The organism is Bradyrhizobium sp. P5_C12 (assembly GCF_054049735.1).
The window spans coordinates 1-14,408 of record NZ_JBFULU010000034.1 but is presented as its reverse complement, the minus strand read 5'-3'; the positions used below and the strand labels follow the sequence as shown (position 1 = coordinate 14,408).

At 63.7% G+C, this 14,408-nt stretch carries 14 protein-coding genes; 12 read left to right on the top strand and 2 right to left on the bottom strand.

The annotated features are described in order from the left end of the window. Window positions 1–2: 2 nt before the first annotated feature. Complete coding sequence (locus ACXJMY_RS26185) at window positions 3–560, bottom strand: DUF2975 domain-containing protein (RefSeq protein ID WP_456622232.1); 558 nt, start codon at window positions 558–560, stop codon at window positions 3–5. Window positions 561–707: 147 nt separating this feature from the next. Between ACXJMY_RS26185 and ACXJMY_RS26180 the strand changes: the two genes are divergently transcribed. Both ACXJMY_RS26180 and ACXJMY_RS26175 read left to right on the top strand, forming a co-directional pair. After that, window positions 708–1,145 carry a DUF2147 domain-containing protein gene (locus ACXJMY_RS26180; RefSeq protein ID WP_456622231.1) on the top strand — a complete coding sequence of 146 codons (438 nt, stop codon included), beginning with the start codon at window positions 708–710 and terminating at the stop codon, window positions 1,143–1,145. 171 nt (window positions 1,146–1,316) lie between these two features. Beyond that, window positions 1,317–1,760 carry an SRPBCC family protein gene (locus ACXJMY_RS26175; RefSeq protein ID WP_456622230.1) on the top strand — a complete coding sequence of 148 codons (444 nt, stop codon included), beginning with the start codon at window positions 1,317–1,319 and terminating at the stop codon, window positions 1,758–1,760. A gap of 31 nt (window positions 1,761–1,791) precedes the next feature. On the opposite strand, the gene ACXJMY_RS26170 is transcribed toward ACXJMY_RS26175, so the two are convergent. Next, the gene (locus ACXJMY_RS26170; protein WP_456622229.1) at window positions 1,792–3,123 is read right to left on the bottom strand and encodes an Hsp70 family protein; all 1,332 of its coding nucleotides are present in this window, start codon (window positions 3,121–3,123) and stop codon (window positions 1,792–1,794) included. Window positions 3,124–3,479: 356 nt separating this feature from the next. On the opposite strand from ACXJMY_RS26170, the gene ACXJMY_RS26165 reads away from it, so the two are divergent. The 10 genes from ACXJMY_RS26165 to ACXJMY_RS26120 all read left to right on the top strand — a co-directional run bounded on the left by ACXJMY_RS26165 (window position 3,480) and on the right by ACXJMY_RS26120 (window position 14,318). Next, a complete protein-coding gene (locus ACXJMY_RS26165; protein ID WP_164938782.1) occupies window positions 3,480–3,617 on the top strand; it encodes a hypothetical protein in 138 nt (45 codons plus the stop codon). Window positions 3,618–3,862: 245 nt separating this feature from the next. Beyond that, complete coding sequence (gene oxlT / locus ACXJMY_RS26160) at window positions 3,863–5,152, top strand: oxalate/formate MFS antiporter (protein ID WP_456622228.1); 1,290 nt, start codon at window positions 3,863–3,865, stop codon at window positions 5,150–5,152. Between the two features lie 263 nt (window positions 5,153–5,415). Then, window positions 5,416–6,738 (top strand): oxalate/formate MFS antiporter, encoded by a 1,323-nt coding sequence (oxlT, locus tag ACXJMY_RS26155; RefSeq protein ID WP_456622227.1) that lies wholly within the window; start codon window positions 5,416–5,418, stop codon window positions 6,736–6,738. Between the two features lie 180 nt (window positions 6,739–6,918). After that, window positions 6,919–7,347: a CBS domain-containing protein gene (locus ACXJMY_RS26150; protein WP_456622226.1), complete on the top strand. Its 429-nt coding sequence runs from the start codon at window positions 6,919–6,921 to the stop codon at window positions 7,345–7,347. Between the two features lie 101 nt (window positions 7,348–7,448). Further along, window positions 7,449–8,468 carry a 2-dehydropantoate 2-reductase gene (locus tag ACXJMY_RS26145; protein WP_456622225.1) on the top strand — a complete coding sequence of 340 codons (1,020 nt, stop codon included), beginning with the start codon at window positions 7,449–7,451 and terminating at the stop codon, window positions 8,466–8,468. Next, a complete protein-coding gene (locus tag ACXJMY_RS26140) occupies window positions 8,465–9,253 on the top strand; it encodes a fumarylacetoacetate hydrolase family protein (RefSeq protein ID WP_456622224.1) in 789 nt (262 codons plus the stop codon). The genes ACXJMY_RS26145 and ACXJMY_RS26140 overlap by 4 nt, the downstream gene beginning before the upstream one ends. 293 nt (window positions 9,254–9,546) lie before the next feature. Continuing rightward, on the top strand, window positions 9,547–10,953 hold the full coding sequence (locus ACXJMY_RS26135; protein WP_456622223.1) for a hypothetical protein: 1,407 nt from the start codon (window positions 9,547–9,549) through the stop codon (window positions 10,951–10,953). Window positions 10,954–11,166: 213 nt separating this feature from the next. After that, window positions 11,167–13,233, top strand: coding sequence for a phospholipase D-like domain-containing protein (locus tag ACXJMY_RS26130; protein WP_456622222.1), 2,067 nt, complete (start codon window positions 11,167–11,169; stop codon window positions 13,231–13,233). 179 nt (window positions 13,234–13,412) lie between these two features. After that, on the top strand, window positions 13,413–13,610 hold the full coding sequence (locus tag ACXJMY_RS26125) for a hypothetical protein (protein ID WP_456622221.1): 198 nt from the start codon (window positions 13,413–13,415) through the stop codon (window positions 13,608–13,610). A gap of 57 nt (window positions 13,611–13,667) precedes the next feature. After that, a complete protein-coding gene (locus ACXJMY_RS26120) occupies window positions 13,668–14,318 on the top strand; it encodes a hypothetical protein (protein WP_456622220.1) in 651 nt (216 codons plus the stop codon). The last annotated feature ends 90 nt before the right edge of the window (window positions 14,319–14,408 follow it).

The window sequence follows — 14,408 nt, the reverse complement described above, 5'->3', positions numbered from 1 at the left end:
CCTCAGATCGTCAGTTCGTTTTCGGACTTCAGCAGGATGGCGTGCTCGATGACGAATTTCAGCGCCATCAGGAACACCCCGCCCGCGATCGTGCCGATGTCGATGTTGTAGGACGGCAGGAAGAACTTGATGTCGCCGATCTCGTGCAAGACATAAGCCACCGCGTTGCTGGTGATCAGGTCGACGAACGGCCAGATCACCAGAATGATCCCCATCCACCACACCCCCTGAAGCGTCTCGGACACGAAGATCCGGCCGCGCGCGAAACGATGCACCATGCGGTGAAGGATGCCGATCAACACGGCGAAGAACGAGAGCTGAAGCGCAAATAACGTCCAGAACAGCAACTGGCCGTGGCGCGACATGTCGAGCGGGTTGGCGACGATCCCTGCGCATTTCACCTGCTCGGGACTGAGGCTCGCCGCGATCGAAGCGGAGGCGGTCGTGTTTGCGCGATAAGCGAGCCACACCATCACCGGCAGCGCCGCCCAGATCGCCCAGAACGCAAGATCGAGACGTCGGAACCAGCTCTGCCGGGCCTCGCGTACCGATATCCCCACCACACTCATCTCCAGGCACTCCGCAATTTCCAAGCAATCGCCCTCCCCTAATATGCCTGTTACGCCCAATTGACTCAACCTAAAACGCGATATATTTCTCGTTTATCATGAAATATTTCATGACAACCGACTCACAACGGAGCTCCCATGCGTTCCTTCCTCGTCCGGCACCTGCTCGCGGCGCTGCTGTCCATCTCGCCGCTTGGAAACGCCAAAGCCGCAACGGTCAGCGGTCCAGCCGGCGTCTGGCTGACGCAGTCGGGCGATGCGAAGATCAAGGTCAGCCGCTGCGGCAGTGCGCTGTGCGGCCGGGTCGTCTGGCTCAAGGAGCCGATCGACAAGAAGACGGGGAAGGCACAGCTCGACGACCATAACGCCGATCCCGCGCTGCGCGGCCGCAAGATCGTCGGCATCTCCCTGTTCATCGAGATGCAGGCCGCAGGTGCCAATAAATGGTCAGGCAGGATCTACAATGCCGACGACGGAAAGACCTACGCGAGCACAGTGACCTTGCTGCCATCAGGCAATCTCAACGTCCAGGGCTGCATGGGAACGCTGTGCGCCGGTGAAGACTGGACGCGGTGAGCGGCAGATCGGTCCAAGGCAAGGTCAAAGGCAACATCGAAGGCCGCCCATTTCGGCGGCCGCTGTTTTCCGCGATGCCGTGTCGGATCGAGGGCATCCCGGTCGTCCTTGGGACATGAATGGGCCGTAGACGCCGAGGTCGGGCCCATCGAAGCAAGAGGATGAAAGAATATGCCCAGCACGATACGTCTACACCGCGTTCTCTCGACCAGTCCGGAGAAAGTCTATCGCGCCTTCCTGGAGGCGGATGCGATGGCGAAATGGCTTCCGCCGAACGGCTTCACCTGCACCGTGCATCATCTCGAGCCCAAGGTCGGGGGCACGTTCAAAATGTCGTTCCGGAATTTCACGACGGGCAACAGCCACGCCTTCGGCGGCGAATATCTCGAGCTCGTCCCCGGTGAACGTCTCCGCTACACCGACAAATTCGACGACCCCAATCTGCCCGGCGAAATTCAGGTGACCGTGCTGCTGAAGAAAGTCTCGGTCGGCACCGAGGTGGACATCACACAGGCCGGCATCCCGGACGTCATCCCGCCGGAAGCCTGCTATCTCGGCTGGCAGGAATCGCTGCGCAACCTGGCACGGCTCGTCGAGCCCGAGATCAACCAATGACAACGGCGCTGCGGGCGCGTGACCGTGATGCTTACGCGCCCGCCTTCGGCGCAAGCCCGCCGCTCGCGGTCCAGCGGTCCGGGTCGGGACTGTGCCCGATCAAAGCGAGGCCGTAGGCGATCGACTCGAACTGGTCCCCCGACATCAGCCGCTCGTTGCCGAACCGCTCGGCGAACAGTTTTCGGACGGCGGGCACGAAGGAGGTGCCGCCGGTCAGGAACACTTTTTCCACCTCGCGCGCGGTGATTCCGGCCTCGCCCAGCACCTTGTCGACGGTGGCCCCCAACCGGGCGATATCGTCGGCAATCCAGGATTCGAAGTTTTTCCGCGTGATGGCCGAGCGAATGTCGACCCCGCCGCCCTTGAAGTGGAAGTCCACCTCATCCCGGCCAGACAGCGCGACCTTGGCGTCGGACACCGCGCGGTACAGCGAAAAGCCGAGGTCGAGGTCGACGATGGTGATGAAATCCTCAAGCAGGGCCGGCTTCAGCGCGGTGCGCGACAGCTCCCGCAACTCGCGCAAATCGCCGTTGCTCTTCATCAGCGCGAGTTGATGCCAGCGCGCGAGGTTGGTGTAGTGGCTGTTGGGCACCGGCAGCACCTTGTCGAACGAGCGGAAGCTGGAGCCTTTGCCCAGCCGCGGCGAGACGACGTGGTCGACGATGCGGTAGTCGAACGTGTCGCCGGCGATGCCGATGCCGGCGTGTCCAAGCGGCTCGGCGCGCAAGCTGCCGCCAGCGCGCGAGAAACGCATCACGGAGAAATCGCTGGTGCCGCCGCCGAAATCCGCAACCAGGACCGTGGCGTCGCGCTCCAGCCGGCGGGCAAAGGAGAACGCTGCTCCCACAGGCTCGTAGACATAGCGCGCGTGGCCGGCGCCGAGGCGCTCGAAAGCGGCCCGGTAGCGCTCCATCGCCAGCGCCTCGTCGGGATTGCCGCCGGCGAAGCGCACAGGGCGGCCGACCGTGATGTTTGCCGCCTCGAAGCCGAACCGGTCGCCGCCATGACGCGCCAGCGTGCGCAGGAACGCGGCGAGAAGGTCCTCGAACTTGTAGCGCTGGCGGAACACCTGGGTGGAATTGAAGCTGCTGCTTCCTGCGAAGGTCTTGAACGACTGGAGGAAGCGATAGATGTGGCGTCCCTCGAGGAACTGCTCGATCGCCCACGGGCCGCCTTCAGCCTGGGCTCCGGCTCCCGGCCGGTCCTCCCAGAAGCACAGCGCCGACACATAGACGCTGTGCCGTTGCCCGCCATGATCGAAGCGGATGGCCTCGACCCGGCGATCGTCCGCCGCAAGCGCTACGACCGTATTGCTGGTCCCAAAATCGATGCCGATCGAGACGGCGGGCGAGGCGCTCGACATGAACCACTCTGACAGATGATTGGATAAGGGGGCGGACCACTAGCGGCTTTGCATGAGCCTGCCAAGAGCCCCGGTCCGCGGCGGCGCGGTCGGAATTCGCTCCCATGGCGCGCTTCAGGCCGATCATGCCCCCTGGATCCACGTCTTTTGCCACGGGGGCAGGCATTTTAGAGCCAGCGCCTCGTTTCGGCGGCAACTTTAAGCCCGAAGCGGCCGCTTTAACGCATCATTATGTTGCAATGCGGTAGATTGAATGCTGCTATGCAATGGGATGCATGGACATTGGCATCTGGTATACATAGATTGCCCTTCGAAATGAGACAGCAGTACTGACCGTCTCAAGAAAGGAATTTCCAATGTCCAAGACCGCTTCCGTCGCCCTCGCGCCCTCCGCCTCGCTGTTCGCCCGTTTCATGGCCGCGGTCGACCGCTTCCTGATGGCGAGCGCCGAGATTTCGAATCACAACGGCGACCTGCCCCGCTTCGGCCTGTAAGCAGCGCCTCCCGCGCTGCGAGCGCGACGCGCCGGTTTCAGAACCGTCCACATACTACTTTTGATGAATGGCCCCGCAGGACGGGGCCATTTCTATTTGCGTTGTCCCGAGTCACAGCCGCGGCCGGCGAACGTCCTGCGGCATTTGCGCACGGTGACCGGACCAGCGCTTGAACCTTGGCATAATGAATACAAGAATGCCACTCCAGCGCTCGCAGAAAAATTAGAGGCGCCACGGGAGGCTTTATGACGGACATGGTGCAGGCAACGGCCCCTACTACCGCGCGCGTTAGCGACACGTATCGCTGGGCGCAACTGGCAGTCGGTGTAGCGGCGATGGTGATGATCGCCAATTATCAATACGGCTGGACGTTCTTCGTCCCCGACATCCAGAAGAAGTTTGGCTGGGATCGCGCTTCGATCCAGTGGGCCTTTACTCTGTTTGTCTTGTTCGAGACCTGGCTCGTGCCGGTCGAAGGATGGTTCGTCGACAAATACGGTCCGCGCATCGTCGTGCTGATCGGCGGCATTCTCTGCGCCGCCGGCTGGGCGATCAACGCCCAGGCGACTTCGCTCAACGGCTACTATCTCGGCATGATCATCGCGGGCATCGGCGCCGGCGGCGTCTATGGCACCTGCGTCGGCAACGCGCTGAAATGGTTTCCCGACAAGCGCGGTCTTGCTGCGGGCATCACGGCGGCCGGCTTCGGTGCAGGCTCCGCGCTGACCGTCGCGCCGATCCAGGCCATGATCAAGGACAGTGGCTTCCAGACCACCTTCCTCTATTTCGGCTTGGGACAAGGCATCATCATCTGCATCCTCGCCTTCTTCCTGCTCGCGCCGAAGGCCGGCCAGGTGCCGGTCGTGGTGGCGAACGCCGCGCTGGTGCAGACGCGTCGCAACTACCAGCCGACCGAGGTGCTGCGTCAGCCGATCTTCTGGCTGATGTACTTCATGTTCGTGATCGTCGGCGCCGGCGGCCTGATGGTGACGGCGAACCTGAAGCCGATCGCGGTCGACTGGAAGGTTGACAGCGTTCCGGTGACGCTGATGGCGGTGACGATGACCGCGGTGACGTTCGCAGCCACGATCGACCGCGTTCTCAACGGCCTGACGCGTCCGTTCTTCGGCTGGATCTCCGACATGATCGGCCGCGAGAACACGATGTTCATCGCCTTCGGCATGGAAGGCTTCGGCATCTGGATGCTCTATCTCTGGGGCCACGATCCGATCTGGTTCGTGCTGCTCTCGGGCTTCGTGTTCTTCGCCTGGGGTGAGATCTACTCGCTGTTCCCCTCGACCTGCACCGACACGTTCGGCGCCAAGTTCGCGACCACCAATGCGGGCCTGCTCTACACCGCAAAGGGCACCGCCGCGCTGCTGGTGCCGATCGCCAATTACATGCAGCAGTCGTCGGGCACCTGGGACAGCGTGTTCATCATCGCGGCCGGCGCCAACATCCTGGCCTCGGCGCTGGCGATCGCGGTGCTGAAACCCTGGCGCAAGATCGTGGTCGCGAAATCGACTGCGGCCTGACGCGCTCCACCGCAACCGACTCAAGCAAAACGCCCGGCCTCACGGCCGGGCGTTTTCGTTTTTACAGAATCCGCCTCCGGGTACCATCGACCGCGCGGAACCACGCAGTTTTCTTGCGCTGCGTCACAAGATTCGGCTTGCCTTCTGGAATATGGTATACCAATGTCCTCACCGCGCTTGCGACGATAAGCCACAATATTTGCGACACTGGGTCATCTTGCAATCCCAGGTCGCATCAAATCAGGCGCGTTGGGAGGTTCTTGATGATTTCCAGCACGGACGGCGCCGTCACGGCCGCGCCTCTTCGCACCGGTTTCCGTTGGTTCCAGCTGGCCATGGGCATCGTCTGCATGGCGATGATCGCCAACCTGCAATACGGCTGGACGCTGTTCGTCGATCCGATCGATGCGGCCCACCATTGGGGACGCGCCGCGATCCAGCTCGCTTTCACCATCTTCGTCGTCACCGAGACCTGGCTCGTTCCGGTCGAAGCCTGGTTCGTCGACAAATACGGCCCGCGCATCGTCATCATGTTCGGCGGCGTGATGATCGCGCTGTCGTGGGTGCTCAACTCCTATGCCGACAGCCTCACCCTGCTCTACACGGCTGCAATCGTCGGCGGCATGGGCGCAGGCGCCGTCTACGGCACCTGCGTCGGCAACGCGCTGAAATGGTTCCCCGATCGCCGCGGCCTTGCCGCCGGCGCGACGGCCGCGGGCTTCGGCGCGGGCGCCGCGCTCACCATCGTACCGATCGCGACGATGATCGCATCGAGCGGCTACCAGCACGCGTTCCTCACCTTCGGCATCGGCCAGGGTCTGATCGTGTTCGTGCTCGCCTTCTTCATCCAGCCGCCACGGCTCTCGATTCCGCCGAAGAAGAAGCAGCTCAATCTGCCGCAGACCAAGATCGACTTCACCCCGCCGCAAGTGCTGCGCACCCCCATTTTCTGGGTGATGTACCTCGTCTTCGTCATGGTCGCATCCGGCGGCCTGATGACCGCGGCGCAGATCGGCCCGATCGCGCACGACTTCAAGATCGCCGATACGCCGGTGACGCTCGCGGGCTTCCAGATGGCGGCCCTGACCTTCGCGATCTCGCTCGACCGCATCTTCGACGGTTTCGGCCGCCCGTTCTTCGGCTGGGTCTCCGACACGATTGGCCGCGAGCACACCATGTTCATCGCCTTCGGCACCGCCGCGGTGATGCTCCTGACGCTGTCGGCCTACGGCCATGTGCCGATCGTGTTCGTGCTCGCGACCGCAGTTTACTTCGGCGTGTTCGGCGAGATCTACTCGCTGTTCCCCGCCACCTGCGGCGACACGTTCGGCTCGAAATTCGCCACCACCAACAACGGCATGCTCTACACGGCGAAGGGCACAGCTTCGCTGCTGGTCCCGCTCGCGAGCGTGATCTCCGCAACCTACGGCTGGAAGGCCGTGTTCGTGGTGGCCGTGGCGCTGAATGCGACCGCCGCGCTGATGGCGCTGTTCGTGATCAAGCCGCTGCGGCGTTCCTTCATCCTCGGCAAGGAAGCCGAGAGCGCGAGCACCGCGGCGGGCAACGCCAAGACCGAGACGGCGTAGCAACCACACGCCTCTGCACAAAAGGAAAGGGGCGCAGCAATGCGCCCCTTTCCTTTTGGGGCGCGTGGATAAACGTCAGTATTCCTGCCGCAAGAATTTTCGGATCGGCCAAATCCAATGCTTGACGATTGGCATTATGTATACCACACTTCGTCCCATCATTCACCCAGGGAGGTCGCCATGCTAGTCGGAGACATTCTGCGCAAGAAGACACCGCGCGTCGTCACGGTGCGAATGAACGAAACGGTGGGTATCGCCGCCAAGCTGATGCGCGCCAACAACATCAGCGCCCTGGTGGTCAAGGACGTGGTCCGCTCCGAAGGCAACACCGCCGTCGGCATGTTCACCGAGCGCGACGTGGTGCGCGCCGTCGCGGAGCATGGTGCCAACGCCATCAACGTGAAGGTCTCGCAGCTCGTGTCGGTGCAGCAGCTCGTGTCCTGCTCCTCGACCGATACGATCGAGCACGTCCGGCACCTGATGAACCGCAATCACATCCGCCACCTGCCGGTGATCGACGATTACAGCCTCGTCTCCGTCATCAGCATGCGCGACATCGCGGCTGCCGTCGACGAAGCGATCAACGGCACGCCGCAAGCAGCAGCTTAAAGCGCAACGACCCTTCCCCTGCGACTGCCGGCCCCGGCTCGGATCCTTCCGAGCCGGACCGGATCTTTCGTCCCAAAATTCCGGCCACGCGCGAGGATTTCATGAAGATCTGCATCTACGGCGCCGGCGCAATCGGCGGATATCTCGGGGTTCAGCTCGCGCGCGCTGGCGCCGATGTCAGCCTGATCGCACGCGGTGCGCACCTTGCCGCGATGCGCGAGCGCGGCCTGACGCTGCTCGCGGGCGAGGAGACGCATACCGTCTATCCCCGCTGCACCGATGATGCCGCCGAGCTCGGCGTGCAGGACTACGTCATCATCACGTTGAAGGCGCATTCGATCACCGGCGTGATCGAGAAGATGCAGCCGCTGCTTGGGCCCCACACCCGCATCGTCACCGCGGTCAACGGCATCCCCTATTGGTACTTCCACAAGCACGGCGGCCAATACGAGAACTCGACGCTGGAGAGCATCGATCCCGGCGGGCGGCAATGGCGCGAGCTGGGGGCCGAGCGCGCCATCGGCTGCATCGTCTATCCCGCGACCGAGATCGAGGCGCCCGGCGTGATCCGCCACGTCTACGGCAACAACTTTCCGCTCGGCGAGCCCTCCGGCGAGATCACCGCCGACGTGCAGCGCCTCGCCGACCTCTTCGTCGCCGCCGGCCTGAAGGCCCCGGTGCTCGACCGCATCCGCGACGAGATCTGGCTAAAACTGTGGGGCAATGTCTGCTTCAACCCGATCAGCGCGCTGACCCACGCGACCCTCGACGTGATCTGCACCGATCCTGCCACGCGCGCGCTGTCGCGTGCGATCATGGTGGAGACGCAAGGCATCGCCGAGACCTTTGGCGTCAAATTCCGCGTCGATGTCGAGCGCCGCATCGAAGGCGCCCGCAAGGTCGGCGCGCACAAGACCTCGATGCTCCAGGATCTCGAGCGCGGCCGTCCCATGGAGATCGATCCGCTCGTCACCGTCGTGCAGGAGATGGGCCGCCTGACCGGGATGGCCACGCCCGCGCTCGACTCGGTGCTGGCGATGGTGACGCAGCGCGCCCGCATCGCCGGCCTCTATGACGGCATCTCGACGCCGGCCGATCCTCGCGCGCTGGCGGTGGCATGATGACCGCCGACATGAAGAAATGGCTCCGCTTCCGCCACGCCGGCGCCGCCGGATTCGGCACGCTGACGCCGTCAGGCATCAGCGTGCATGAGGGCGAGATGTTCGGCCGCAACACTGCCACCGGCAAGACGCTGGGGCTGTCGGAGGTCGAGCTGCTCGCACCTTGCGTGCCCAGCAAGATCGTCGCGCTCTGGAACAATTTTCATGCGCTTGCGGCCAAGCTGAACCAGCCCGAGCCGCCGGAGCCGCTTTATCTCCTGAAGGCCACCACCAGCATCACGACGCCGGGCGCCGTGATCCGCCGCCCGTCTTATTACGACGGCAAGACCACCTATGAGGGCGAGCTCGGCATCGTCATCGGCAGGACCTGCGCCCGCGTCTCGCCGGCGGAAGCCGACAACTTCATCTTCGGCTACACCTGCGTCAACGACATCACCGCCAACGACATCCTGACCAGCGACCCGACCTTCGCCCAATGGGCCCGCGCCAAGGGCATCGACGATTACGGCCCGTTCGGCCCCGTCATCGCGACCGGCCTCGACCCGGCAAAACTCACGGTGCGCACCATTCTCAACGGCGCGGAGCGGCAGAACTATCCGATCGCGGACATGATCTTCAGCGCGCAAGAGCTGGTCAGCAGGATCTCGCACGACATGACCCTGCTCCCCGGCGACCTCATTGCGGTGGGCACGTCCGTCGGCGTCGGCGTGATGAAGGAGCCGGTCAATACCGTGACGGTTGCGATCGACGGCATCGGCGAGCTGACCAACGAGTTTCGGCTGTAGCTGCGACCGCCGTGCCGTAGCCCGGATGGAGTGAAGCGAAATCCGGGACCGGCGCCTCGAGGCTCGCAGAACCCGGATTGCGCTTCGCTCCATCCGGGCTACGGGACTGTGCGCCGCCGCTCCAACTTCGGGAAAACTCGGCAAGACCCGCACCGCCCTCCACCCATCGGCTGACGCCGACGGCTGTGGATCGCGCTCGCTGACGCGTCCGGCAACCCGCCCGCCCCTTGATCTCGGTTCCGCTCTCCAATAGCAACTATGGCGATATTGTGTGCCGGCGTGAGGAATTCACGATGTGGCTGTTTGTCCTGGTTGCCTGGTTCGTCCTGCTTGCCGCCATCGCGCTTCTCGCCCAGCAGGCGTTTGGTTACGATATCGCCCACCTGCCCGCCCTGTTCGCGGGCCTGCCCATGCCGCAGCGAATCGCAACCGGCGCACTTCTGGCCTTGGCGCTCGCACTGATCGGCGCAACCGTCTGGCGGCTCTCACGCCAGGACCGGCGCCTGAACACGCTGCGCGACCGCCTCAGGAAGACGCGGGAGGACGTCGTCGTCGCCCACGCCCTGCAAAATCACCTCGACGCGACCGTCCAGCATCTGATCGAGAGCGATCCCCGGGAGGCCGTCTCCGCGCTCCACGACAAATTGGGCGAGACCGAGCAACGCGCCCTGCTCCAGCAGGGCCGCAATGAATCCACCGACATGCACGACCAGCTCGCCGAGATCCGCCGCCGCCAGCAGGGGCTTCGCGAGATGGTCGGCAAGGTCGCCGAGCAGCGCCGCGCGGTCGAGCCCGTCTTCACCGAGATCCGCGACCGTCAGAACCAGCTCGAGCGGTCCCTGCTCGATCTCGAGACCGACGACCGCAAGAACAACCTCGCCGACCGGTTGAAGGAGATCGCCCGCGACGTATCGACGATGCTGTCGCGGGTGGGCACCGTCCAGGACACCTTCGCAACCCTGAACCAGTACAAGGAAGATCTGGCGAAATCGCACGCCGAGCTGGTGCCGCTGCGCTCGTCCGAGGCCGGCATCAACGCCCTGATCGGCGAATTGAGCCTCAGCCACGACCGCCTCGCGAAAACCATCAACGAGCTCGAAACCGGCGGCGAGGCGCCGCTCAGCGCACGGGTCGAGACGCTCTCGAACAACAAGATCGAGATCGAGCAGCGTCTGGCCCGCATCGACGACAGTTTCAACATCCTGAAGGCGATCCGGCTCGATTTCGAGGAGCTCGGTCAGCGCCGGACGCAGCTCGAGCGCGCGATCGCGGAGGTCGAGACCGACGCCGACGGCAAGAGCCTCGCCGACCGCCAGAACGCCCTGAACGATTTCGTGCTCCAGTCGCGCCAGCGCCTCGGCGCGTTGCAGGAGACGCTGACGACGCTGAATGCCTTCAGGGCGGAACTTTCAAAGTCGCAGGCCGATCTCGTCCCGCTGAAGGCCCCGGTGTTCGGCATCGAGGCCCTGATCGCCGACGTCAGCACCACCCGCGATCTCCTCGCCAAGACGGTCGGCGAGATCGAGGCCAATGGCGGGGTAACCCTGGCCTCGCGCGTCGATGCGCTCACCAGAAGCAAGCGCGAGGTCGAAGACCGGCTCGCCCGCATCTTCGACAATTTCAACGCGCTCGACGGCCTGCGCAAGGACATCGGCGGCATCTTCTCGACGATCAGGAACAGCCTGAACAGGATCGGGTGAGGCGCCGGCACACTTATTCCCCCCACTTCCCCCCACGTCTATTTCACCTACGTCGGCGGCCGATGAGATCACGAGGTATTTTCGTGGCGCCTGGCCCGTGATACAATCTTGGCGCGAATATATTTGATTCAGATTATTGTCAGCTCGATCGCCATTCATCGCCGGCCCCTTACCCGACATGCCGGCCCTCGTTCATAAGCGGAGGAAGAGCCCATGGCCCGGAAAACCACCAAGTCTGCCAAGAAGGCCAAATCCAAAGCCAAGAAATCGAAACCAAGCTCCAAGGCCAAGTCGGCAGCCAAGACGAAGAAGGCGGCCAAATCCAAATCCCGCAAGGCGAAGGCCAGCAAGTCCAAGGCTGGTAAGTCCAAGGCCAGCAAGTCGAAGGCTGGCAAGTCCAAGACCAGCAAGAAGGCGAGCAAGGCGAAGAAGACCATCGCCGGCGCGTCCAAAACTGGAAAGGGCAGCAAGAAGACCGGCGCAACCCAACCGAAACGGCCCAAGCCGCCGACCACGACATCACCGCCGGTGGTCACGCCGCCGCCTGTGATAGCGCCTGCTCCGTCAAATTCGACATCGGGCTTCCAGGTCATCGGCACCAACGCCAATGCGCCGTTCTCGCTGAAATTACATCGCGGCGACGGCATGACGCTGGTTGCGATGAACTGGAAGACCGGCCGGCCGCCGGAAAATTTCGTCGGCTTCGCGATCGAGTACCAGGAGCCCGGTGGCAGTCAGTTCTTTCCGTTGAACAACCGGCTTAACTTTCTCGACGCCTCGGGCAACGTCAATCCGCAGAAGCTTCCGACCCTGCAATCGCCGATCCAGAAATTCCGCTGGGTGCATTTCCCGCGCAACGCTGAGCTCGTCGGCGACTTCGTCTATCGCGTCACGCCGATGTTCATGGACGCGCAGGGCAACCTCAGCAAGGGCGAAGCGCAGCAGGTGCCGATCCAGCTTGCGCGCGAGACCTATCCCGGCATCGCCAACGTCACCTTCACCCGCGGCTTCATCTCCTCGCAGGCCTTCGTCGACCGCTATCTGGCGCACGGCCCGATCAACACGCTGGTGGCGCCGCTCGCCGCGGGCGGGCTCGACTTCAAGCCCACGCATCCCGACACGCAGGCCGCACTGGCCTGGATGGGTTTCGAGGCGCGCGCCGCGATCCTGGAAACCCTCGATCAGGCGATCGCCGACCATGCCGAAGTCCGCGTCGTCGCCTACGATTTCAATCTGCCCGAAATCCTCGACCGCCTCGTCCAGCTCGGTCCGTCGCTCAAGATCATCATCGACGACAGCTCCCCGCATGGCGACAGCGGTTCCGCGGAAAACGCTGCGGAGGTCCGCCTGGTCGCCTCGGCCGGGCGCGCGAACGTGCTGCGCCAGCATATGGGCAATTTGCAGCACAACAAGACGATCGCGGTGAACGGGCCGACCGTGAAGAAAGTGGTGTTCGGCTCCACCAACCTGTCCTGGCGCGGCTTCTACGTGCAGGCCAACAACGCCCTGGTGGTGACTGGTCAGAGGCCGGTCGATCTCGCCTTCGCGTCCTTCGACAGCTACGTTGCCAATAGCAATAACGTCGCGGGCTTCGGCGCAACCCCCTCCGCCGACTGGCAGGATCTCGGTCTTCCCGGCATCGACGCCAAGGTGGCGCTCTCGCCGCACCGCGCCGCCAACGCCAAGCTTGACGAGATCGCGGCCGACCTCAAGAGCGCGACGTCGTCCCTGCTCTATTCGCTTGCCTTCCTGGCTCAGACGGGGGGCTCCGTGCGCGACGCCATCACCGATCTCACCGCCAACAGCAACGTCTTCGTCTACGGCATATCCGACAAGGAGGTGGGCGGCATCGACGTGCAGAACCCGGACGGAAACGTTGTCCCGGTGTTCGCCGCCGAGCTCGGCAAGAACGTGCCGGAACCCTTCAAGTCGGAGCCGACCGGCGGCACCGGCACGCGCATGCATCACAAGTTCACCGTGATCGACTTCGACAAGCCGACGGCACGTGTCTATCTGGGATCCTACAATTTCTCCAAACCCGCCGATCGCCAGAACGGCGAGAATCTCCTGATCATCCGGGACCGGCGCATCGCCGTGTCCTACATGATCGAGGCCCTTAGCCTGTTCGACCATTACTCGTTCAGGGTCGCCGTCAAGAAGGCCAACGAGAAGGGAGAGAAGCTGCATCTGGCACGGCCGCCGGGCCCGGGCGAAAAGCCGTGGTGGGACGACGATTTCACCGTCGCACACAAGATCAAGGATCGCCTGCTGTTCTCTTGAAGCGGTGCCGCCGGCGTCGCGCAGCAGCGAAACATTCGGACACACATCGCATCTCTGCACGCCGACATATGCCGCCAACATGTCGCGCGTCCGCCGCACTGTGGACGCATTCCGACGCGCATCTGTGAGGCGTGTCTGGGGGCACGGCACTGCCGTGTTTGGACCAAACCTTCAGGGGTATGACTGTGAAGAAGATTGTATTTGTCGTGGGTGCTACGTTCGCTCTGGTGACGGTGGCGAACGCTGCGGATCTGCCGCGCCGGCAGCCCGTTTATGCCCAGGAGCAGGCGCCGATCGGCAAGATGCCGATTGGCAAGAGCCCGATTGGAAAGGCCCCGATCGGCAAGGCGCCCGGCCCGGTCGTGTCGCGCTACTGACGCGCAGCATGGCGATCGCTGCATCAGCGTGAACGGCCGGCAGTCGAGGGGCACAAAGTGGCGAACACATCTGATCGATCGGGACCCTGCATCCTCGCGGGATTCGCCCTCGCGGCCATGATCGCATGCACGACGCCCTCGGCCTCGGCCTATGAAGCGAACAAGCGCATTGCCGACGCAAATGCGCTTGTCCCGGCCGACACCGCATCACGACCGGCACCGCAATCGACGCGGCGCCCGGTCGCGCGCACGGAGAAAGGTCCCTACTACGTCGACTTCCGCGCGCGGACAGCGGCGAGCTGGGGCCATGCCTTCATCTGGTATGGCAAGACCAGCGAGAAGGCCGTCGAGGTCGCGGGCCTCACGCCTGCCGGCGACACCTGGGCCTACGTGCTCGGTCACCTGACCTGGGTGCCGTCCGAGACCGGCGCCAGCTACGGCGATCTCGATCCGGACTATTTGACCGCCAGCTACCGCGTCTACCTCAACGAAGCCGACGCGAAACGCGTGTTCGCCTACATCAAGAAATTGCAGGCGAGCTCGCCGGTCTGGAACGCCGAGACCACCAACTGCACCGGTTTCATCGGTGACATCGCCGAGTTCATGGGCCTGAAGGTCCCTTACCGCTGGCAGCGCCCGGAAAACTTCGTCAACAACCTCAAGGAAATGAACGGCGGCCGCCAGATGGTGCGGCTGTCGGCGGAGTAGCGCGCAGGTACCCTCCCAGTGTCGTCCCGGCGAAGRCCGGGACCCATACCGCGAGGTCTATCGATTGTGCGCGGTCGGAGTACCGAACGT

Excerpts from the sequence above, each read along its gene's own strand:
- ACXJMY_RS26135 (WP_456622223.1), top strand. The coding sequence starts at position 9,547 with ATGTGGCTGTTTGTCCTGGTTGCCTGGTTCGTCCTGCTTGCCGCCATC.
- ACXJMY_RS26165 (WP_164938782.1), top strand. The coding sequence starts at position 3,480 with ATGTCCAAGACCGCTTCCGTCGCCCTCGCGCCCTCCGCCTCGCTGTTC.
- ACXJMY_RS26180 (WP_456622231.1), top strand. The coding sequence starts at position 708 with ATGCGTTCCTTCCTCGTCCGGCACCTGCTCGCGGCGCTGCTGTCCATC.
- ACXJMY_RS26170 (WP_456622229.1), bottom strand. The coding sequence starts at position 3,123 with ATGTCGAGCGCCTCGCCCGCCGTCTCGATCGGCATCGATTTTGGGACC.
- ACXJMY_RS26145 (WP_456622225.1), top strand. The coding sequence starts at position 7,449 with ATGAAGATCTGCATCTACGGCGCCGGCGCAATCGGCGGATATCTCGGG.
- oxlT (WP_456622228.1), top strand. The coding sequence starts at position 3,863 with ATGACGGACATGGTGCAGGCAACGGCCCCTACTACCGCGCGCGTTAGC.
- oxlT (WP_456622227.1), top strand. The coding sequence starts at position 5,416 with ATGATTTCCAGCACGGACGGCGCCGTCACGGCCGCGCCTCTTCGCACC.
- ACXJMY_RS26130 (WP_456622222.1), top strand. The coding sequence starts at position 11,167 with ATGGCCCGGAAAACCACCAAGTCTGCCAAGAAGGCCAAATCCAAAGCC.
- ACXJMY_RS26140 (WP_456622224.1), top strand. The coding sequence starts at position 8,465 with ATGATGACCGCCGACATGAAGAAATGGCTCCGCTTCCGCCACGCCGGC.
- ACXJMY_RS26150 (WP_456622226.1), top strand. The coding sequence starts at position 6,919 with ATGCTAGTCGGAGACATTCTGCGCAAGAAGACACCGCGCGTCGTCACG.
- ACXJMY_RS26175 (WP_456622230.1), top strand. The coding sequence starts at position 1,317 with ATGCCCAGCACGATACGTCTACACCGCGTTCTCTCGACCAGTCCGGAG.
- ACXJMY_RS26125 (WP_456622221.1), top strand. The coding sequence starts at position 13,413 with ATGACTGTGAAGAAGATTGTATTTGTCGTGGGTGCTACGTTCGCTCTG.